Here is a 20,514-nt window from a genome sequence, read left to right on the forward strand (position 1 = left end):
ACATCATGAAAGCATATATAACTTTTGCAAACTATAAAACCTGGCTGGCGCTGCTGGCCTTGGTGGTGGTGCTGCCTTCCTGTGAGATAGATGACCTGCCAGATCCCAATAACCAGACCATTGACACCGTTGGGGAGAACGCCGGTATACCGGAGCTAAACAACCTGGTAGTTGGCACCGAATCCGGTATGCGTCTGGCTTTGGGTACTTACTATGACGACATGGGCGTAATAGGCCGTGAGCACTACCGCTTCTCGAGTGCCGATCCCCGTTTTACCTCCGACCTGCTGGGTGCTGGCAGCGCTACTTTGGATGATAATACCTTTTACACCGTTAACCCTTGGCTTGCCCGTTACCAGGTGATCCGGAATACCATTATTCTGATTCACGCTGCGGAGAATTCAGACCCCGTGCAGGTAACCGAGGAGCAGAAGCAGGCTTACCTGGGGTATGCCAAAACAATAAAAGCACACCAGCTGCTCATGAACTTAACCATGACGGATGAGAACGGCATTCGGGTGGATGTGGAGGACATCAATAACCTGGGGCCTTTTGTGGATAAGCTTACGGCCCTGACTGCCATTGCAGACTTGCTCGATGAGGCCCAGGCACACCTGCAGCAAGCCGGAACAACATTTCCTTTTCCACTTTCCAGCGGCTTCGCGGGTTTTGACACGCCCGAGACATTCCTGAAGTTTAACCGTGCGCTGGCTGCGCGGGTAGCTATTTACAGGGAGAACTGGCAGGAGGCGCTGACGGTACTTGACCAGTCTTTTTTGGAGCTGAATACGAATTTTAAGAAAGGCGTATACTATGTGTTCAGCAATTCGCCCGGCGATCAGTTGAACCCGGCCTTTTACCCGCCGAATGCCTCCGGTGAGCTACGCATTGCGCATCCTACTTTTATAACGGATGCAGAGGCAGGAGACGACAGGCTATCCAAAGTATCGTTGCGTGAGACGCCCGCTACTCAAAGTGATTTGACAGGCGCGTACGATGTGGCCGTTTACAAATCCAACCTCGACCCGATTCCGCTTATCCGCAACGAAGAACTGATCCTGATCTATGCTGAAGCAAAAATACAGACCGGGCAACTGCAGGATGCGGTGGATGCGCTGAACATCATCCGCACCGGCCATAAATTGCGTCCCTATAGCGGACCGCTAACGCAGGAGGCACTGATCGACGAAATGCTGGAACAGCGCCGCTACTCGCTCTACTTTGAAGGGCACCGCTGGATAGACATGCGGCGCTACAACCGCCTGGACGAGCTGCCAATTGACAGGGAAGGAGACGACGTGTGGACCAGTTTCCCGATCCCGTTTTCTGAAAAGGGAGTATAAACTGGTAAGTAAAATAGAAAAGGGAGCCTGAACAGCTCCCTTTTCTATTTCTTTTTCCATTCATTGCCGCAGTTATAGCATTTATACTTGCGGCTGAGGAAAGGCACCGGAAACCCCAGGAACAGGTAGCTGAGAGAGAATACAGTTTTGTTATACTTCTCCTCGGCAATGTTATCAGAGCCGCAGTGCGGGCAGGTTTCCGCCGTAACATGCTCCTGCATGGGCGGGGCCAGTTCTATGTCGTCGGTGAGGATATAGTCGGTGCTGCCTCCCATAATGCCGGCCAGTATGGCCCGGGCCTCCTCCACATCATTTTCTGGCACCCGGAGCTTAATGCCTCCCACCGCTACAGCATAAAAGGGCTGCGCTCCTACAATGTGTTCATCCCCTAAAAAGCAAAGAATGCCCTCCGCCTCCAGCCGTCCCTTCAGAATGTGGGCCTCTGTTAGTCCGTTACAGGTAGCGATGGTGATCAGGCGCTCTGCCATGGTGTGTTATAAAAGCATTATTTTTTTGGTGGCAAGTCAAAGGCAACCGCCTCATGCTCAAAGTGGCCTTTGTGTGAGCCATCGCAGAAAGGCTTGTTCTGCGACCGGCCGCAGCGGCATACAGATACCAGTTCACGGCCTCCCAGGCCATAAGTATTCCCTTTCGCATCTACAATTTCAAAGTCGCCTTCTACGCGCAACGAACCGTTGCTATTAACTGTCAGTTTGGTTTTAGCCATGTTGGTAAAATATAAGTCTAAACAAATGTAAGCATTTCAGCTGACTAATGTTTTAAAGCCTGCCTATAATAAAGAAAGGCTCTGATACACATCAGAGCCTTTCTTTATTATAGAAATTAGGACTAGTTGCCGTACTGGTAAGTATACGTTTCGCTTTTGCCGTTTGGCGTCGTCACGGCTTGGCTTATAGGAGAACCCTGCTCGTTATACTGGTAAGCGTACTGGTACTTGTAGGTTTTCTTGCTGGCATGTACCTGGGTTACCGCTGCGATCAGGTTGTTGGGGCTGCTGGCTTTACCCGGCTCCGCAAAAGCATAAAACGGGTTTTTGTTTGCATCGTAGGAGTAAGTGGTGGTAGAGAACAGTACTGCCTGGTCTTTGCTGTTTAGTACATACTGCTTTTCCTGGCTGTAATCACCATTGGGCAGTACCTCGTAGGCGATATAAGATTTGGCTTCCGCATCTTTGCCTTCGGTACCTTCAAACACCGACTTCTTGCTTAATTTATTGTCTGTGCTATACTCGTAAGTCGCAAAAGAAGTATAATCTACTTTGTTACCGTTGTAGTAACTGGACTGCGTTTTACTGAGCAGGCCTTTGTTGTCGTACGTAAACTCTTGCACGGCTAGCAAAGTATGCGTGTCGCCGGTATAGGTGCTGGCTTTTACCACCTTTCCGTCGCTGTTGTGCTCATACCTTTCAAAGCTCTCCAGTTCTCCTGTTTCTTTGTTGTAATGGTTGATCTGGCTCAGCTGCGCGCCTGCAAAATTGTAGGACGTTACGTCTGCAGAGTCTGCCATAATGTGTGAGATCTGCCCTGCCGTTGCAACAGTTGGTACTACTGATTCCTCATCGTTTCTGTCGCAGGAAGAAAGCGCTGCTACGCCAAGAAACAACATGGCTGGTAAAAAATGGTTTTTCAATTTCATTTGGCTAAAAGTTGAAAAAAATGAAAAAATAATGCTTCCGGCGCTAGGACCGGGTTGTTTGGATGGAAAACGGTAGTGAAGTCAAAATAATTGCACTGCAGGAAATTAAATTACCTGCAGATGCAGTGCGGGCTTGCGAAGGAGCTACTTAGTAGCCTGATAAACAGCTATTTTGGATGTGATAAAAAATATTTATTTGGACGATTTTTTTTAAGAAATCAATAAATATAGGATTGTAGGTATATAATGCCGTTTTTTTGCCCCTCTGCTGGCAGCGAAGTATACTGTTATACTACTTCGCTGCCGGTAAGGGGGCACTGCTGCCTTAATTAAGGCTGGCACTCTGGGCAATACTCAGGAGCTCATCGCCTGAGTCTATGTTGTGGCGGAGTTTGTCGTTATAGTTAACGGATACCCGCATCGCCTGCAGGCCCTGTACCCCTTGCAGATCCTCCAACTCCAGGAATTCGATCGTGTCATTTACATAGCCTTCCGACTGCAGGAATTCTATATAACGCTCGTATTCCTGTGCCTCTTTGTGTTGCGAGAACACGATGGCAATTTTATCTGGTTGCGTCAGGCGCTCTCCGGAGCCACGCAGCGTTGCTTTTTCCAGCCTTTTTTTGATGATCTCATACCGGATGTTGTTGGCACCATCCACATCAAACTTCTTCTCATCAGACCGGAAACGAATAGAGATCGGGTCACTGTGCACGAGTATGAGCTGTGTTATTTCAAGCGGCAGCTTCAGATTGGGGCGCAGTTTATGAATGCGACGGGCAATTTCACAGGTCAGCATCAGCTGCCACAGCCGCATATTTTTGAGGTACAGCAGCTGAAAATCACCGTTGCTGAGCAGCGATGCCCCGATGTAGATGTTATACTCCAGGCCATCGGTTTTATATTTCTCAAAGTAATGCGGGAAAATCCGCTGGGCTTTTTCCTCTTCCCGCTCCAGAAATGACGAAATCGTCTCGTTGATCGCAATAAGACTTTCCTCGTAAGCGCGGCGCTTGTTGTATACCACCCGGTAAGGGTTTTGAATAGCCGCCCGGTAAGCTTGTATAGCCGGTGCTGTAGCCGGGTTGCGGCTGATAAAATGATCGAAAAGCGACTCGATCTCGTTGCGCAGAAAGTCAAGCACAATGCCTTCATCTCCGGTGCCCAATTCCTGAACGATGCTCTGCGAGAACTTGTCCATTTTAAAAATCAGCTCATCCAGAATGGTGAGCGAAAGGTTATCTTTGGCCGTTAATATCACCTCTTTTGCCAGCACCAGCTGCTCGAGCAGGTCGCCCTGAATGGCTTTGTTGCGCTCGGTGGCGGAACTCCGGATATCGGACGAGCCATAAAGCGGGTAAATATTCTTAAAAATGATGGGTTCTATTTCCGGGCTGGCATTGCGCTCCATTTTCTCGAGCAGGTTAATGGCTGCCTGCGTAAAGCGCCATTCCACAATCGGGTGTATGGCCGTATACTTCTCTTTGATGATGCTCTGGATGCTGCTGCGCAACTCTTCCAGGCCGCGGTTCATCGACAGGGCGAAGAGTGGCAGAACTTCTTTCAGCCGGATAATAGACAGCGCATTCAGTTCGCCCGGGATAAGTGAGGCGAGCTCCACCAGCCCAATGATCTTATTTTCATAAAGCAGCGGGGCAATAATCAGGTTGCGGATACCCAGTTCAAGCAGCTGTTTCTCTATTTTGGTCGGGTTCGGAAATACCTGCAGGTCCTCCACCACAATGGTGTGTCCTTTTTTTATCACCGGTTCATAAATAGAGTCCGATAGGTCGCTGAGCTTCAGGTCACAATCCTGGGTAAGTATAAGGCCGTTCCAGATCTTGCGGGCATAGGCAATGTCAAACTCGTGCAGGGCAGGGCAGGAGGCAAGGCCTAGCCGCAGGCCCGGCAAGCCAAAGAGTACGCGCAGCTTCTGTTGCAGGTTCAGGAACCCGGCCTCGGTGCCTACCGCATCCCGGTCCAGCAGGTTCAGGCGCAGCGAAGAGATCGTCTCCTCGTTGGTAACATCTGTAAAATCGTAAATAGCGAATCCCGTAAATTCGAAGTTCTCCGGCGGCAGCTTCCGCATCCAGAGGTCTAGGTCGTTGTAGCGGTTTATCAGGTAATTGATTTCTTGGGCGCTTAGTTTTTTCAGTTCTCCGAGCGCCTTTACCTCCATAAACTTCAGATTAATGTTAAGCTTATAATGGCGCTCCAGGTCCGTAAACTTATCGTGGAGGGTAAAAATGAGTGGTTCATCTACCAGGAAATTCGCATTATAGAACTTCTCCAGAATCAGGGTATAAGCCGATAATGTGAGCCGGAATAGTAAGGTGTTCTGATCCAGGTTCAGCGTACTAGCATAGCTGCTGCCATCCAGCAGCTTCAGCTCATCCAGGCGCGGCGTGGCATAAAAGCTTTCGAAATGGAAAGGCAGCACCGCCGCCCGCAGGTCGTTCTCCCACAGCGCACCCGGAAAAATGTCTTCCATCAGAATGTCAACCGTATCGATGTTGTCTTCGATCACCTTCAGGTCTTGTATGGGTTGCAACAGCTCCGGTTTCTGGCGGAGCAGGTTGCTAAGCTCCCGTACGCGCGCTACATTACAGGCCGGATCGGTGGCTGCTTTATTTTCCCAGTACGAAACAAGCGTAGATAAGCTAAGGGTAGTTTTAAACGGAAACGCATCCACACTCAGGAATACTACATCATTGTTCGTAATGGAGACAACTGATTCGTGGAAGCTGCTTTGGTGGTGTTTTGCCATAGTTAGTAGGTATAGCTGCAGGGCTACAAACCTTGCGCAGGATGGGTGCCGAGCGGTCCGCCAGCGCACTGCATGAAGTATAAACGAGTAATTACCGGAAAAGATAGAACAATAATTAAGCCTTAAATCGTACGTTTGTGCAGCAGTATACCAGTAGAAAGTGGCTGGCGTGCGCTTTATCGCCTTTAACTGGCACAATATTTAAGGATGGAAGAGGTTATACTATACCCGTACCAAAACATTAAAACGTATGAAAAAACGAATTTTCTGGATGCTGGCGCTGCTTATGGCTGGTCTTTCTTTTGGGGCTAAGGCTCAGTCGCAATCGCAGGCGGAAAAAGATCTGGATGACCTGCGCGCCTGGATGCGTACGAAATCAGGTATGGCTGACAGCGCGATCCGGGCTGAATGGCCAACAGTAAAAAAGGAATATAAAGCCAAGACCTACACCCTGGACCAGAACTCTAAGAAGCTTTCTGATTCGTCGCGGGCCGAGTATGCCAGTATGAAGCAGCGCTACCAGGAGTGGGAGGATCGGAATGAAACCCGGAAAGCCGTAGACCTGGAGGGCGCGCAGCTGGAGCGCTGGGAGCGGCTATTGGCTCATACTACTCAGATCAGCCGTATCAAGCCAGCTAACCTGCGGGATGCTTTTACACAGGCGCTGGAGTATACTCGCGAGCATCGCCGCAACTGGAGCCTCCGCGACTGGGATTATGCTGACTTTGTGATTGGAGAACTGAACACGCGCAAATCCGAAGTGTTGGACCAGCTTAACAACGGCGACAAGATCAAGATTGCGGCCTTACAGGTGGAGTTCGTCACCCTTAAAAAGGGCAGGGAAGCCAAAGATGCTTACCATAATATGCGCGAGGAGCGCTAGAAAAGCTTAAAAGATAACAGCAGCGGCCCCGGCAAGTATAAATTGCCGGGGCCGCTGCTGTTTAAAATATTAAGATTTAGCTAAAGCTGCTCTTCCGGACTTTCAAGCTTGAAAGTAATCTGCCAGGGAAGTCAATATCCCCGTATCAAATATGCGTAAATAGATTTTCGCAACAGGCAAAGTTTCGGACACGGATGTCCGAAACAGCACGACAGCAGGCATAGATGTATCGTGCTACGTGATTGTTACTTAAATGGCGTTTTGGCCTTTGGTGCCGCCCGACTGCTCCTCATTTTCGTTGCGGCCCTGGTTCGGGCTCTTGTTCTGCTTCTGGTCTGTCAGGTGGCGGTTCTCGCCCTTATTGTCAGGGTCCTTGTCATGCGGTTTACTCTGTTTGTGCGGGTCCTGGTTGTGTCCTTTTGTCATAGCTTTTGGTGGTTTGATTAAATAATAAAGTATACTTAAGTGTACGGCAGCTTCGGGCGGTAGTTTGGCAAAGGCAGAGCAGTTGTGGATAAGTGGTGGAGAAGTAGCGGCTGTGGATGACATGAAAAGCTTTACTTTTGTTTCGCTTTACTGTACAAAACTGCTATTTACCATGCACATCGCAATCGTTGGCAACATTGGCGCCGGCAAAACCACCCTGGCTTCCAAGCTGTCGCAACATTTTAAGTGGGACCTTTACCTGGAGGCGGTCGATAATAACCCTTACCTGAAGGATTTTTATGAAGACATGGAGCGCTGGGCTTTTCACCTGCAGGTGTTTTTCCTCAACAGCCGCTTTAACCAGGTACAGCAGATTCAGGCCAACAACCACGATGTGATCCAGGATCGCACGATATATGAAGATGCCTTTATCTTTGCCAAAAACCTGCACCAGTCGGGCCTGATGAGCACCCGCGACTACGATAACTACTTTGCCCTGTTCGAATCCATGATCAGCATGGTAAAAGCACCGGACCTGATGATCTACCTAAAAGCTGATTTGCCTAAACTCATAGGCCAGATCGAGAAGCGCAACCGCGATTATGAAAGTAGCATCAGCATCAATTACCTTCGCAACCTGAACGAGCATTATAATACGTGGATAAGCAACTACGATCAGGGTAAACTGCTGGTAATCGACGTGAATAACATGGACTTTGTCTCCAACCCCGAGGACCTGGGCAGCATCATCGAAAAGATTCAGCGCGAGCTATATGGCCTGTTTTAAGCCAGGCCAGCACTTGCTTTATACTTGGTATATAGGATAGCACATCAGACGCTTTTTACCAGGTTTACTTATTGAACAAGCTGGCGAATTCTAGTGCATTAAAGCGCGGTTAAGCTTTTGGGGTTCAATTTGCAAGTATAAACTTCTGATTGCAAGTTTTAAACTGGAAGCCTGATTTGGCACGAGCTCAGGAGCAAGCACTGCGCAAAAGCAGTAGCCGGACTGCAGCGGTTTGTCAGCGGGTAGCTGCGAAGGGGTTTGCTGGCTTTACAAGTATAACCTGCTCGCGGTCTACGGCCACGGAACCGGGTGCAGCACCTTTTGGCTTGCGCACATACTTTTTAGGGGTGTAGAGTACGGGGCAGAGGGAATCGGATTTGCGTTTGCTATAATAGGCGGCCAGTTGCGCCGCTTTCTCCAGCACCGTACCAGGAATAGCTTTGCCAGCCTGATGTTTGATCACCACATGCGAGCCCGAAACGTCTTTGGCGTGCAGCCACAGGTCCTCTTTATAAGTATGACGTTGCGTGAGCTCGTCGTTATTTTTGGCGCTCTTCCCCACCAGTATCTTAAATCCTTCTGCCTCAAACACCCGGAACGGCGCCTCCTGCTGGGCCTGCTGCTTGCTGGTTAATAGTAGGCTGTAGTCGCGGAGAAAGGCTTTCAGTAGTTTGTAGTCTGTGGCAGCAGCCAGGGCCTGCAAAGCATCATCCAGCACAATTACTTCCTCCAGCTTGCGCTCTACTTTCTCTTCGAGTTGCTGCACCTCCACATGCTGGTTCTTGGCTTTGCGGTAAAGGCGTTCGGCAAATTTCTGCGGCGTTTCATCCTGCTTCAAAGTATAGGTGCGCTGCTGGTCAGTATAAAAATCGTAGAGCGTAACCTCCGTGGAGCGGGGTGGAATATTAGTGAGGTTCGCCATGATGACATCTGCCGTTTGGCTATAGGAGCGATCGTGGCGGAGCTGCTGCAGTTTTTGACCGCTTTGCTCCAGGGTAGTCTGCGTTAGGTGCAGCTTTCGCTCTAATATTTGCCTTGCCTGCTCAAACTGCCGCTCATAGCCAGTTTCAGACAAGTATAAACGGGTATAGCTATTCAGGGCCTCCAGCGGGTCAGTATACGTATAAAGCTGCTCGCCCAGCGGCAACAGCGACAAGCGCAGCTTGCCTTGCAACCGGATAATGTAGTATACTTCCGGTGCTTCCAGAATTTCCAGCACCTGCTGCACCAGTTCCCATTTTTCTTCCACGTTGGCCTGGCTGTAGCCGCGCTCCTCTAAGTATAAAACAGGAAGATCGCCAAAGGTGGGGTATACTTTGCGCAGGTTGCCCTCAGCTGCAGCAAAGGCTGCGTAGTTCTGAGGCAGCGGCCGGTCCATTTGGAGCGGGTGTAGCTCGGCATCAGCGCCAAACTTGTGCTGGAATAGCGCTACGGCCTCGTTATGCTGGTAAAGTATGATATTGGAGCGATTGCCAAACAGTTTAAACAGCAGCAGCCTATTGCCCGACAGCCGCAAAAAAAAGCTGCGTTCGTTCAGATGTTGCACAACTTCTTCCACTACCTGGCCCTGCATCTCCTCGAAAAGATTTACACTGTTGGCCCGTGCGCGGTTAAAAGTGGCCGGAAAGGAGAGGGAGGTAAACTGGGAGGTAAGCAGCGCCCGGATATAAAACTCCTGCTCCTGACTGGCAAAGCCCAGTACTAGCTCATCTTTGTTCTGGCTAAAGGCAGTGGTAACCTCCAGGCCTTGCAGCCGGGGGCGCAGCGCCTGTGTTAGTTGCCGTAAGAAGTAGTAGTTCTGGTGCATGTACGGTTCGTGTCAGGTAGCATGTGGCTTGTATTTAGGCGGAGATGCTGGTGAGATAAAACGTTCTGCCTAAAGCGTTGTGCTGGATACGGAGGATGCCGTGATCCGCTACAAAGTATGCTATATTTCTAGTTGCAGGCCATCGTAGGCCAGGTGTATGAAGGCAGGTAGCCGGGGCTCCACCTCGCGGTGCTGGCCCAGCAAATGGCTGATGTGCGTCAGGTAAGCCTGCTCTGGTTGGAGCTCTTCCAGCAGCTCTACTGCCTGCTGCAGGGAAAAGTGCGAGATATGCGGCTCTTTGCGCAGGGCATTCAACACAATTACTTTGGAGCCTCTTACCTTGTTTTTTTCCTCCTCAGAGATAAAATTAGCATCCGTGATATACGTGAAGTCACCGATGCGATAGCCAAAGACAGGCAGTTTGTAGTGTTTCACCCGGATGGGGGTAAACAGCACGCCCTCTACCTCAAAAGGGGTGTTAGTAATGGGGTGCAGCTGCACCTGCGGAATGCCCGGGTACTTGAAATCAGCAAAGATATAGGCAAATTCCTGTTTCAGCTGCGCCAGTACCCGTTCCTCCGCATAAATGGGCATATCCTTTTTCTGCGCAAAGTTATAGGCGCGGATATCATCCAGGCCGGCAGTATGGTCTTTGTGCTCGTGCGTAAATACCAGCGCATCCAATGTTCTGATGCGCTCGCGCAACACTTGCTGCCGGAAGTCAGGCCCTGCATCGATAATAATGCTCTTACCTGCCACCTGCAGGTGCACCGACACCCGCAGCCGCTTGTCGCGGTAATCCACGGAGCTGCATACATCGCAGGTGCATCCGATCACGGGAACGCCCTGTGATGTGCCTGTACCTAAGAACGTTACTTTCAATCTTTCTTTTCCTGATGGCGGATTTCGGAATAGAGCAGGCGGTTCTTTTCGCTGAGCCGGTCCTGGTCTACTGCAATGATGCGAAGAATGTCATAGAGGCAGTTTATCTTGCCTTCCAGGCTAAAGTATTTATTTACTACAGCCACTTTCATATCCTTCAACACACAATAGCCCGCTTTGAAGTTGCCCTTTTCATAGCGCAACACAAAGTCCGACTCAGCAAAAATATCCTCCAGCTTGTTTAAAAAAGGGCGCGTATACTTTAGCTCCATACATTAGGCTGTATATTTCTTAACCGTGATCACCAGGGCGTCAAAGTCAAGGGGCTTGGGTAGGTAGTCGTTGATGCCGGCCTCTTTAAAGTCGTCCATGCTGTAGTTGTTGGCATTGCCGGTTACAGCAATGATCGGGATAGCAGCGATATCCTTGTTCTCGTGCGCCCGAATTTCTTTAGTGCACTCCATACCATTTTTAACGGGGATGTTCAGGTCCATCAAAATAGCATCAATCTTGTTGTTTTCAACCTGCTTTAATACTTCGCCGCCGTTTTTGGCAGTCAGGATCTTGTAGTTCTGAAGCTCCAGGATCTTCTTCGTCAGGTTTAGTATCACAGAGCTATCCTCTGCAATCAGAATAGTTTTGCTATCTGCCATGTGCGTTTCTATGTAATTATTTCCTTATAAGCTTTTCGGTAGTTTTCGTATTGCTCCAGTAGCTTGGAGAAGTTTTCAGGCACGTGCTCCAGGCAATCCTGCTTGATATCGTGCTCTAATTGTTTGGCGAGCTCCGCCAGCGGGTTTATGCCTAGTGTAAAGCCAGTGCCCTTTAGCTGATGCAATGTACTCAAAATACTATTGTAATGTTGTGCAATAAGCTCTTTTTTGGCTTCTTCCAACAATTCTGCTGCTTCCTGTTCAAAATCGATATACATCTGTCTTGCAAATTCGTCCCCCCCGATCTGCCGTAGCTGGGCAACAACCTGCTCATCAATAATGCATTGATCGGCCGTCTCTTCAGCTTCCTCCGCTACCGGTGGGTTTATGACAGTGGCTTCTTCCCAATTATCATTTTGCCATTTGCTGATCATAGCGTGCAGGTCGGCACTTTTCACCGGTTTCGAGACATAATCATCCAGGCCCTGCCCCATAAACTTGGCCGCATCATCCTTCATAGAGTAGGCCGTCATGGCAATAATCGGCGGACAGTCTGCCCCCAGCTCTTGCTTGATGAGCCTGGTAGCTGTCACGCCGTCCATTTCGGGCATCTGAATATCCATAAAGATGATGTTGTACTTGTTGGTGGTCGCCAGCTCTATTGCCTCGAAGCCATTAGATGCAATGTTGGTCTGGCAGCCAATGCGTTCCAGCTGCTTCTGCGCCACTTTCTGGTTTATCTGGTTATCGTCTACCAGCAGCACAAAAGGGGCATACTGCAGCTGTTCCATTTCTGCCGGCTGCTGCTGGCGCAGGCGCTGCTCCTCCATTTCTGGGGCGGTTGCTTCGCGCACTTTGATGTTAAACCAGAAGGTACTGCCAGTATCGGGCTCCGATTCAACCCCAATATCGCCACCAAGCAACTGCGTGAGCTGCTTGGAAATAGCCAGACCGAGGCCAGTGCCGCCAAAAGTTTTGGTAGAGGAATTGTCCAGCTGCGTGAAGTCGGTAAAGAGCAGCTCCTGGTCATCTTCGGTGATGCCAATGCCGGAGTCTTTTACGCGCACATGCAGCAGGTACGTATGGCTGCCAAGCTGCCGGCTGCTCACTTTTATACTTACCTCTCCGGCATTTGTAAATTTAATGGCATTGGAGGTAAGGTTAGAGAGTATCTGCAGCAGCCGGGTTTCGTCGGTAAACACATGGAGCGGCGTGCCTGGGGCAATGCTGTAGGTAAAAGTGAGGTCCTTTTGCTGCGCCCTATTAGAGAACAGCGAGAATATTTTCCCTAAGGTCTCTTCCAGGTCAACAGCCCCTTCGTGCAGCACCAGTTTGCCTGCCTGTATCTTGGACAGGTCCAGGATGTCATTCAGGATAGCCAATAGTGCATCCGACGACTTACGCAAAGTATCAATGTACTCGCTCTGTTCCGGGTCGTGGTTGATCTGACTGAGCAGATCAATCATGCCGATGATGCCGTTCATAGGTGTGCGCAGCTCGTGGCTCATGTTGGCCAGGAACTGAGTCTTAACTTTCAGCAGGTTCTCCGCTTCTTCTTTGGCGCGCAGCAAGGCTACCTGTGTACGTTTCAACTCCGACACGTCGCGGGCAACCCCTTCCATGGCCATCGGCTCGCCATCTTCGTCATACACCAGCCGCGAGTCCAGGATAACGGTTTTGTGGGTGCCGTCTTTGCAGACCATTTCTACTTCCACATCGCGTATGCTACGCTTGTCGAGCACTCGCTCCTTGATGCGTTCCTGGTCCAGCGGGTCGGCATAGAACCGGACAATGTTCCGGCCCAGCACCTCGTGTTCCTCATACCCCAGCAATTGCCGGATGGACGGGCTTACCAGTTCCAGGATATTGTTGACATTTACCCGGTAATACACGTCCTGGAAGGACTCAAAAATGCGGCGGAATTTCTCCTCGTTCTCGGCCAGTGCCAGCTGCGACTTCTTTTTATCGGTAATATCCAAGGCTATACCCGAGATTTCCTCAAAGCTGCCGTCGTTCAGGTAAATTGGGTTGAGGTATACTTCGCGCCAGGTTTCGGAGAAGGTCAGGTGAATCTCAAAATGCTGGGGCTGCCCTTCAAAGGCCAGTTTATACTTGTCATGCCAGAACTCATATGAGTTCTCGTGGATGTTATAGATGGTATCGTCGTGTAGCGGCGTGTAGGGTTTCAGCTCGAAGCCGCTGCGTTCCTGAAAAGCTACTGCAAAATTGCGGTTAAACGAGGTCAGCTCAAACTCGCGGTTCAGCGACCACATGTGGTGCGTACCACTCTCGAAAATGGCATTCAGGCGGGCATTCTGGTTACTGATCTGCTCCTCATTGCGTTTCCGCTCAATAGCCAGGGCTACCTGGTTCGAGATGAAGTGCAGGATCTCGATGTCCGTGTGCACATAGGCTTCCGGGTTCTGGTAGTCCTGCAGGGTGATGACGCCAATGATGCGATCCCCAATGGCCAGTGGCGAGCAGAGGATCACCTCCGGCAGCGTTCCGAAGATCGTTAACCCTTCTTTCTGGCCTAAAAGCTGTAGCTCTTCTTTCTGCATGTAGAGCGGCCTGCCCGTTTCGATGATATACTCGCTCAACCCAGTCGAAAACGGACGGCGTACGCTGGATGTGGCAGCTTTGTCAATAAACTGGTCTACCAGGTACACAAAGTGCAGGTGCTGGTGCTCGTTGTCGCAAAGGGCAATGTAAATGTTGCGGGTCTCGATGATCTTGCTGAGCTCCCGGTGAATGGCGGAGTAAAGAGAATGAAGGTCCTTGCTGCTGATAGCCAGGTTGGCAATGCTATAGTATACTTTCTGCAGGCGCTCGGCCTTGATGCGGTCAGTGATGTCGTGGAGAATGGCGCGGGTAGCTACTGGGCGGCCATCCTGCCAGCTGCAGGTGATACTGCCGATCAGGTGCACCGGCTTACCGGCTTTGGTCAGGAACACCGTTTCAATCTTGTTGACATTCTCGCCCTTATACAGATTGCGCAGCTGGTAAATAAGCTTGGCCTTGTAGTAGGGGTGTACAATGTCGTTGAGGGTAAGCGTTTCGATATCCAGGTCGGTGTAGCCTAAGCGTTCTTTCCAGGCCCTGTTCACAAAAATGAATTTGTTATCGACCGAAATATTCTGGATCAGGTCATGCGCGTTGTCAAAAAGGTCCTGCAGGCGGATTTTGTTGTCTTTAAGCGCTTCCATGGCAATGCGCTTATCGGTCATGTCCTTGCCCACATTCGTGATGCCGGTTACTTCCCCGTCTGCGCCATACTCAATCATGCAGTTCCAGCGGATGGTTTTCAGCTGGCCGGTTTTGGTAACAATGTCGCGCTCGTAATAGGCATTCAGGTGCTTGGTCCGGAGCACCTCTTTGAACTCTTCGAAGCGGTGCTGGCGGTCCTGTTCCGATACCAGCAACGTGAAGAAGTTCTGGCCGATCATCTCCTCCCGGCTATATTCTGCATACTTGAGGAAGTAATCATTGGCAAAGGCAATATTCCCATTGGTATCCAGGCTGTAATAAACCAGGTTTACTTTATCCAGGAAGTAACGAAACTGGGTAATCGACTCGCTTGCGATCTCGGCACGCCGTTTGGCGAGTTGTGCCTGCTTGCGTTGGGTAATGTCGCGCTTGAACGCCTGTATAAAATACTCATTGTTGATTTGAATGCGGTTGATGTTGATCTCCGCATCAAAATAGGTACCGTCTTTTCTTATGTTCTTCCATTCGAACGTATTCGGGACTCCTGTTTCCAGCAACTCATCTATGAGCAGTTTTAGTTTATCATCCGAACGCATGCCATCCGGCTGGTATTCCGGGGAATAGTCTTCAGGGGTTTTGCCTATCAGGTCTTCGCGGCTGCAATTAAAGACGTGCAGGGCTTTGTCGTTACATTCAACCACCCGGCCATACTTGTCGAACAGGAGAATGGCGTCGTAGGACGCATCGAACAGCAGCCGGTACTTATCTTCGGTATTTATTAGCTGCTGCTGCAACTGGTGCCGCGAAATGTAGTTGCCTACCGTGCCACCGATAAAGTTGAGCAGGGCTACAAACGACTGGGTCATTTTCGGTACATCAGAGGGCCACACGGCAATAATGGCCAGCAGCTTCTGCTCACTCGTAATTGGCACCAGGGTGAGGGGACGCTTTAGCTGCTGCTGCATGATCTGAAGGGCATAGGAAAGCGCCTTACGCTGCTGGGCGTGCACCAGCTTCAATGTTTCGTCTTCGCCCAGGTATACTTCCTGCGGCAGCGCCGGCTCGCCGGTTGCCCCGGCAGAGTAGGTTAGTTGCAGTTGATAATTGGCCGCACAATATGTGTAGACACAGCCGCCCTGTACATCACTTTTCTCCAGCAGCTCATCCAGCGTGGAATTAAGGACTTCCTGCTGGCTGTCGGAGGTGGAGAGGCGGGTGAGCAGCTGGTTGATGAACTCTAACTGGTTGTTGCGGAAGCGCACATCCTGCTCTTTGTCAATCACCTCGTTCAGGTTTTTGGCAGAGCCGAAAATAACATCCTGCTTCTGAAACAGGCCTTTGTGCAACGTGATCTCAATGGGCAACAGGTCATTTTCCTGCTCCCGCAGCCACCATTCAAATTTTTGTACGGAGCCGGTTTGCGCCTGCTGCAGCTGCTTTTTCAGTGAGACGCGTTCAAACAAGTTCAGGCCGAAGCTACGCCAGATAGGTTTGCCCACCAACATTTCCTTTTGCTGGTTCACAAGAGCCAGAGCACCATGGTTCAGGTCAATAAAGCAACCGGCATTGTCGAGGATAAAAAGCGGCTCTGTGCTGTTCTCGAACACTGTATGGTAGCTGTCGGCCCCAAAAGGAACAAATACCGAAGGCTGCCCCAGGTTCGTGAGCTCCAGGCAGAGAAAGGTAGTACCTTGGTACTGCACCAGGCGGCAACTGTACTGAAACGAACAGCAGCCATTTTCGGCAGCCTGCACTTCGCCTACTATTTTGTGCTGCGCCTGCAGCTGATCTGCCAGCTGCTCGAAGGCTGGCGGGCCAAGGCGTAGTAATTCGCTTACATACCCCACAGCGGCAGCATCGGGCAGGTGGGTGGTGTAAGCGGCTGTTACTGCGTTAATGGATAAAATATGCCCTGTGGGCAGTGCAACCACCAGTCCATGGCCAGGTTCGGCAAGCTGCTCCAGCACCTGGAGCAAAGCATCCGCCTGCTTACGCTGCGGCTCAAAAGACGTGTGGGGTGTTATGTTTAGCATTATGGCTAGTTCAAAGAGTATTCAGTTCAGAGCAGCACATAGCAAGTACACTCCAAATCAAAGTTTACGATTTAAACTATAAATTTGCAAACATATTGGTGTTGGCGGGCGCATAATTTTAGGACACCTAAAGGAATAAAGGCGGCAGCTTCAGAGCCATGCCTCTAACCTGTTGCGAAGCAGGTGCTACGCAGGGGAGCCGGAATACGCCGGCGCCAGAACAGTTACAAACGAAAAGATATGCCGGAGAGCACAACAAATAAACGGTTGATTGTGGTGGTGGGCCCTACGGCAGTAGGCAAAACAGCCTTGTGTGTACAGCTGGCCCGGCACTACAACACCATGATCCTCTCGGCCGACTCACGGCAATTCTACCGGGAGATGAACATCGGCACGGCGAAGCCTACAGTGGCAGAGCAGGAGGGAGTGATGCACCATTTTATCAATTCGCATAGCATTCAGGAGACCTACAATGCCGGTGCCTACGAGCAGGATGTACTGGCGCTGCTGCAGCAGCTTTTTGAGGTGCATGATACCGTGATTCTGACCGGTGGTTCGGGCCTGTATGTGCGGGCTGTTTGCGAAGGAATGGATGCGATGCCGGAAGCCGATACGGCCCTTCGGGAGCAGCTAACCAAACAATGGCAGGAGCAGGGGCTGGCGCCACTGTTAACGCAATTGCAGCAACTAGACCCCGCCTATTATGTCCGCGTAGACCAGGCCAACCCGCAGCGCGTGATCCGAGCGCTGGAAGTATGCCTGTCAAGTGGCCAGCCTTATTCTGCTTTCCGGAAAAATGTAAAGCAGGAGCGCCCGTTCCGCCTCGTCAGGCTGGCGCTTACCCGCGACAGGGGCGAACTGTACCAGCGCATTGATGAACGCATGGATATGATGTTGGCGCAGGGGCTGCTGGAAGAAGCAAAGGCCTTATACCCTTACCGGCAGCACAATGCGTTGCAGACAGTGGGGTATAAGGAATTGTTTGATTACCTGGATGGTAAGTATGATTGGGCCGAAGCCGTACGCCTGCTGAAACGCAATAGCCGGCGCTATGCCAAGCGGCAGCTTACCTGGTTTCAGCAGGAGGCCGCTTATACCTGGTTTCATCCGGGGCAGTGGCAGGAGATCCTTCAGTTTATAGATGCGGAGGTATAATGCAGCCTATTAAGTTGCAAATCAAAAACGACGGTAAGCTGTATTCCAAAGTTGCATTACACACGTACCGGCAGCTCACCCGTAATTTATACTTCAACCAAGTTACACCGACAGGATATCAACCATGCGCAGGTAGTATGGGTTAATCGGTTTTATTTTCGTGATGGTATCAATGAAAGGCGAGTAAACCAGTTCGCCGTTAATGATGCCGGCCATCTCATTGGTGCGTCCTGCCAGTAAGCCTTCCACGCAGGCTATTCCCAATTGGCTGGCCAGCATGCGGTCGGCAGCGGTAGGTGCGCCGCCACGCTGCACATGGCCTAGTATGGTGCAACGGGCATCCATATGCGGCAGAGCCTCCTGTACTTTGTTAGCGATCTCTGTAACATGGCCGGCCACGTCACCTTCAGCCACAATCACGATGAAAGATGTTTTAGAACGGCTCCAACCGGTGCGGAGCGCTTCCACCACTGTGTCGATGGTAGTTTCCGACTCCGGGATCATCACGATCTCCGCGCCGCCGCCAATAGCACACGGAATGGCAATATAACCTGAGTCGCGGCCCATTACTTCAATAAAGAACACGCGGTCGTGGCTGTCTGCCGTATCCCGGATCTTATCAATCGCATCCAGCGACGTATTGACAGCTGTATCGTAGCCGATGGTGTAATCAGTGCCAAACAGGTCGTTATCAATCGTGCCCGGCGCGCCCAGCACCGGAATGCCGTATTCTTCGTGAAATATGTTGGCCCCGGTAAAGGTACCGTCGCCGCCAATGGCAATTAGCCCTTCTATGCCATGCTTCTTCAGTTGTTCGTACGCTTTCTGACGGCCTTCCTTGGTCATAAAATCTTTGCTGCGTGCTGACCGGAGAATGGTACCGCCTTTCTGGATGATGTTGCTTACCGAGTGAGACTCCATCTTGTAGATCTCTCCTTTGATCATGCCATTGTAGCCGCGCTGGATGCCGTAAACTTCCATCCCGTTATAAATAGCGGTTCGGACAACTGCTCTGATACAGGCGTTCATGCCTGGTGCGTCGCCGCCGGAAGTAAAAATACCTATCTTTTTCATGATAGTATGTTATAGTGTTTAGCTTCGTTTAAAGTAACGGAAACGCTTGCCGGCCGATGGCTTACCAACAGATCTGTTGCATCTTTTTTGCCCTTCTTACTACTGCCTCCTGAGCAAAAGTAAAAAAAAAGCGCCAAGGCGTCTCCAAAAATATAGGAAACCGTATGTAATAGCAGCATACTTGTGTCCTGGGTTTCAGCGTTAAAATGACTAAAACCCTTGTAGCTGCGCTTTTAACAAGCTGCACCGCAACACACTGCGCTTTACTGAACGATATCAAATTGCGAAATAATAGATTTTAAAATAGAGAGGCAACGTATGTTTGGTTTTTTTGAGAGCGAAGAAACAAAAAGATTGAAAAGTCATATTACCAACCTTGGAGCACTAGCTAAGATTGATGGGCACCTGGACCCTGCCGAAATGAAATTTATCGTTTCGATCGGGAAGAAAAACGGTATGCGACCGAACGAAGTGCGGGAACTGCTGGCAAGTGCCGAAAAAGTGGAGCCGCAGCTGCCCACAAATGATTCGGACCGTTTTGACCAGATCTATGACCTGGTGGAAATGATGCTGGCCGATGGCATTGTGGATGAAACAGAAATGAATTTCTGCATCAACATGGCGGCCCGACTGGGTTTTAAAAAAACGATTGTAGGGGTGCTGGTGCGCAAGATCTCGATGGGCGTAAAAGACGGCCAATCGCGGGAGCACATCAAATCGGAGGCCCAGTCTTTCTTAAATTAATAGTAAATTGCTTCGTATGAAAGATCACCGGCCTAACAGCCATGTTTTGCTTATATTTTATGGATGCCTGCTGTTACTCCTCGGATCTCAGTTCCTGATGCGTGATAACACCATCATGTTCCATATGTACCGGCAGCTGCCTGTTGCCTTCCTAATGCGTTTTGGGGCACTCTGGTGCATCGGCATCGTCGCAGCCGTCTTACTTTTCTTGCTATACCTCCGCATGGCGCGCGTTTCCCTGTCGCGTACGGACAGGTTGTATGCCGTTCAGTTAAGTAAAGTTATACTTACGCTGGTGTCTACGGGCATGGCCCTGGTCGCGATCGCTGTGTACTTTATTGTTCAGTTATAACGGGAAAAAGCCGGCCTTTGCTTTGTTTATACTAGCAGGGGCCGGCTTTTGTATGAGATTTATACTTGTGACTAGTCAGCCAGCGTGTGGGCTGCAAATTTGCCGTTATGGTAGAGGTAGGCTACTTTGCTGTTCTCAATGCCAAGACCAATGGCATCAAAGGGTGCTTCTATATCCTCCGTAGCGCCTGTTGCGTCCAGCGTTTCTCCTTTCTTGATCGGGTAGAGGTAGTATAAACTCTGGAGTTTGTTGCGGTCGTTGAACAGGATGTCCTGTTTCAATTCGTATACCTGCCAGTTTCCGCCTGCTGCATCCAGCACAGCCACTACAATTACTTTATTTCCTTGCTGTAGCTGCAAGGCATAGTCCTGGCGGCTGTCTCCGTTGTAGTCGCCGCGCACCAGCGTTGGGCTCTGCCCGCCATTGTCAGCCTGTTGCTGCGCCTCCGCTGTCAGTTCAGGCTGCTGCCAGCCTGGGTAGCGCTGCGCCAAAAGCTGCATCACCGGTTGGGGCATGGGCAAGGTGGGCGAAGTATTGTTCTCATCCGTCTTCACGGCATCTTTCCGCATATTCGAAATGGTGTCGAGCGCCTGTGCTTTTGACCCTGTTTCGATCTGTTCGTTTGTTACTTCTTCATTCTTTGGAGAGCAGGCAGTAGCGGCCAATAATAGCATGGCCCAGCCTGTGATGGATATTTTTTTCATAGGTCAGATTTGTTCCTCTTCATTAGTGCGTACTCTGATTA

Annotated in this window: 18 protein-coding genes; 6 read left to right on the forward strand and 12 right to left on the reverse strand. The window is 50.4% G+C overall.

Translation table 11 applies throughout. The features are described from left to right. Positions 1 to 5 precede the first annotated feature (5 nt). Positions 6 to 1,343, forward strand: a complete 1,338-nt coding sequence (locus ABDW72_RS10115; protein WP_347158433.1) for a RagB/SusD family nutrient uptake outer membrane protein — start codon at positions 6 to 8, stop codon at positions 1,341 to 1,343. Positions 1,344 to 1,387: 44 nt separating this feature from the next. Here ABDW72_RS10115 and ABDW72_RS10120 read toward each other — a convergent pair whose 3' ends face one another. From ABDW72_RS10120 to ABDW72_RS10135, 4 genes are all read right to left on the reverse strand, one after another. After that, entirely contained in the window at positions 1,388 to 1,831 is a 444-nt protein-coding gene (locus ABDW72_RS10120; RefSeq protein ID WP_347158434.1) for a putative signal transducing protein, read from the reverse strand. Between the two features lie 17 nt (positions 1,832 to 1,848). Further along, positions 1,849 to 2,070: a CDGSH iron-sulfur domain-containing protein gene (locus tag ABDW72_RS10125; protein ID WP_347158435.1), complete on the reverse strand. Its 222-nt coding sequence runs from the start codon at positions 2,068 to 2,070 to the stop codon at positions 1,849 to 1,851. Positions 2,071 to 2,192: 122 nt separating this feature from the next. Next, on the reverse strand, positions 2,193 to 2,999 hold the full coding sequence (locus tag ABDW72_RS10130; RefSeq protein ID WP_347158436.1) for a hypothetical protein: 807 nt from the start codon (positions 2,997 to 2,999) through the stop codon (positions 2,193 to 2,195). 325 nt (positions 3,000 to 3,324) lie between these two features. After that, on the reverse strand, positions 3,325 to 5,766 hold the full coding sequence (locus ABDW72_RS10135) for a GAF domain-containing protein (protein ID WP_347158437.1): 2,442 nt from the start codon (positions 5,764 to 5,766) through the stop codon (positions 3,325 to 3,327). 250 nt (positions 5,767 to 6,016) lie between these two features. On the opposite strand from ABDW72_RS10135, the gene ABDW72_RS10140 reads away from it, so the two are divergent. Beyond that, a complete protein-coding gene (locus tag ABDW72_RS10140; RefSeq protein ID WP_347158438.1) occupies positions 6,017 to 6,649 on the forward strand; it encodes a hypothetical protein in 633 nt (210 codons plus the stop codon). 249 nt (positions 6,650 to 6,898) lie between these two features. Here the strand turns inward: ABDW72_RS10140 and ABDW72_RS10145 are convergent, their stop codons facing one another. Next, entirely contained in the window at positions 6,899 to 7,075 is a 177-nt protein-coding gene (locus ABDW72_RS10145) for a hypothetical protein (protein WP_347158439.1), read from the reverse strand. 172 nt (positions 7,076 to 7,247) lie between these two features. Here ABDW72_RS10145 and ABDW72_RS10150 point away from each other — a divergent pair, with 172 nt between their 5' ends. After that, positions 7,248 to 7,862 carry a deoxynucleoside kinase gene (locus tag ABDW72_RS10150; protein WP_347158440.1) on the forward strand — a complete coding sequence of 205 codons (615 nt, stop codon included), beginning with the start codon at positions 7,248 to 7,250 and terminating at the stop codon, positions 7,860 to 7,862. 235 nt (positions 7,863 to 8,097) lie between these two features. On the opposite strand, the gene ABDW72_RS10155 is transcribed toward ABDW72_RS10150, so the two are convergent. The 5 genes from ABDW72_RS10155 to ABDW72_RS10175 form a co-directional block, all read right to left on the reverse strand. Beyond that, complete coding sequence (locus tag ABDW72_RS10155) at positions 8,098 to 9,669, reverse strand: NFACT RNA binding domain-containing protein (RefSeq protein WP_347158441.1); 1,572 nt, start codon at positions 9,667 to 9,669, stop codon at positions 8,098 to 8,100. A gap of 120 nt (positions 9,670 to 9,789) precedes the next feature. Next, positions 9,790 to 10,551 carry an MBL fold metallo-hydrolase gene (locus ABDW72_RS10160; RefSeq protein ID WP_347158442.1) on the reverse strand — a complete coding sequence of 254 codons (762 nt, stop codon included), beginning with the start codon at positions 10,549 to 10,551 and terminating at the stop codon, positions 9,790 to 9,792. Then, entirely contained in the window at positions 10,548 to 10,823 is a 276-nt protein-coding gene (locus tag ABDW72_RS10165) for a hypothetical protein (RefSeq protein ID WP_347158443.1), read from the reverse strand. The genes ABDW72_RS10160 and ABDW72_RS10165 overlap by 4 nt, the downstream gene beginning before the upstream one ends. A 3-nt stretch (positions 10,824 to 10,826) precedes the next feature. Further along, positions 10,827 to 11,204: a response regulator gene (locus tag ABDW72_RS10170; RefSeq protein WP_347158444.1), complete on the reverse strand. Its 378-nt coding sequence runs from the start codon at positions 11,202 to 11,204 to the stop codon at positions 10,827 to 10,829. A gap of 8 nt (positions 11,205 to 11,212) precedes the next feature. Next, positions 11,213 to 16,444 carry a PAS domain S-box protein gene (locus ABDW72_RS10175; RefSeq protein ID WP_347158445.1) on the reverse strand — a complete coding sequence of 1,744 codons (5,232 nt, stop codon included), beginning with the start codon at positions 16,442 to 16,444 and terminating at the stop codon, positions 11,213 to 11,215. A 240-nt stretch (positions 16,445 to 16,684) separates the two neighbouring features. Here ABDW72_RS10175 and miaA point away from each other — a divergent pair, with 240 nt between their 5' ends. Next, positions 16,685 to 17,599, forward strand: a complete 915-nt coding sequence (gene miaA, locus ABDW72_RS10180) for a tRNA (adenosine(37)-N6)-dimethylallyltransferase MiaA (RefSeq protein ID WP_347158446.1) — start codon at positions 16,685 to 16,687, stop codon at positions 17,597 to 17,599. 102 nt (positions 17,600 to 17,701) lie between these two features. Here the strand turns inward: miaA and pfkA are convergent, their stop codons facing one another. Beyond that, a complete protein-coding gene (gene pfkA / locus ABDW72_RS10185) occupies positions 17,702 to 18,673 on the reverse strand; it encodes a 6-phosphofructokinase (RefSeq protein WP_347158447.1) in 972 nt (323 codons plus the stop codon). A 354-nt stretch (positions 18,674 to 19,027) separates the two neighbouring features. Between pfkA and ABDW72_RS10190 the strand changes: the two genes are divergently transcribed. Both ABDW72_RS10190 and ABDW72_RS10195 read left to right on the forward strand, forming a co-directional pair. Further along, the gene (locus tag ABDW72_RS10190; protein WP_347158448.1) at positions 19,028 to 19,417 is read left to right on the forward strand and encodes a TerB family tellurite resistance protein; all 390 of its coding nucleotides are present in this window, start codon (positions 19,028 to 19,030) and stop codon (positions 19,415 to 19,417) included. 16 nt (positions 19,418 to 19,433) lie between these two features. Beyond that, entirely contained in the window at positions 19,434 to 19,769 is a 336-nt protein-coding gene (locus tag ABDW72_RS10195; protein WP_347158449.1) for a hypothetical protein, read from the forward strand. A gap of 71 nt (positions 19,770 to 19,840) precedes the next feature. Here ABDW72_RS10195 and ABDW72_RS10200 read toward each other — a convergent pair whose 3' ends face one another. Further along, the gene (locus ABDW72_RS10200; RefSeq protein ID WP_347158450.1) at positions 19,841 to 20,473 is read right to left on the reverse strand and encodes a hypothetical protein; all 633 of its coding nucleotides are present in this window, start codon (positions 20,471 to 20,473) and stop codon (positions 19,841 to 19,843) included. Positions 20,474 to 20,514 lie beyond the last annotated feature (41 nt).

The sequence above is a fragment of the Pontibacter chitinilyticus genome (genome assembly GCF_039748935.1).
In the GTDB taxonomy this organism is placed as follows: domain Bacteria; phylum Bacteroidota; class Bacteroidia; order Cytophagales; family Hymenobacteraceae; genus Pontibacter; species Pontibacter chitinilyticus.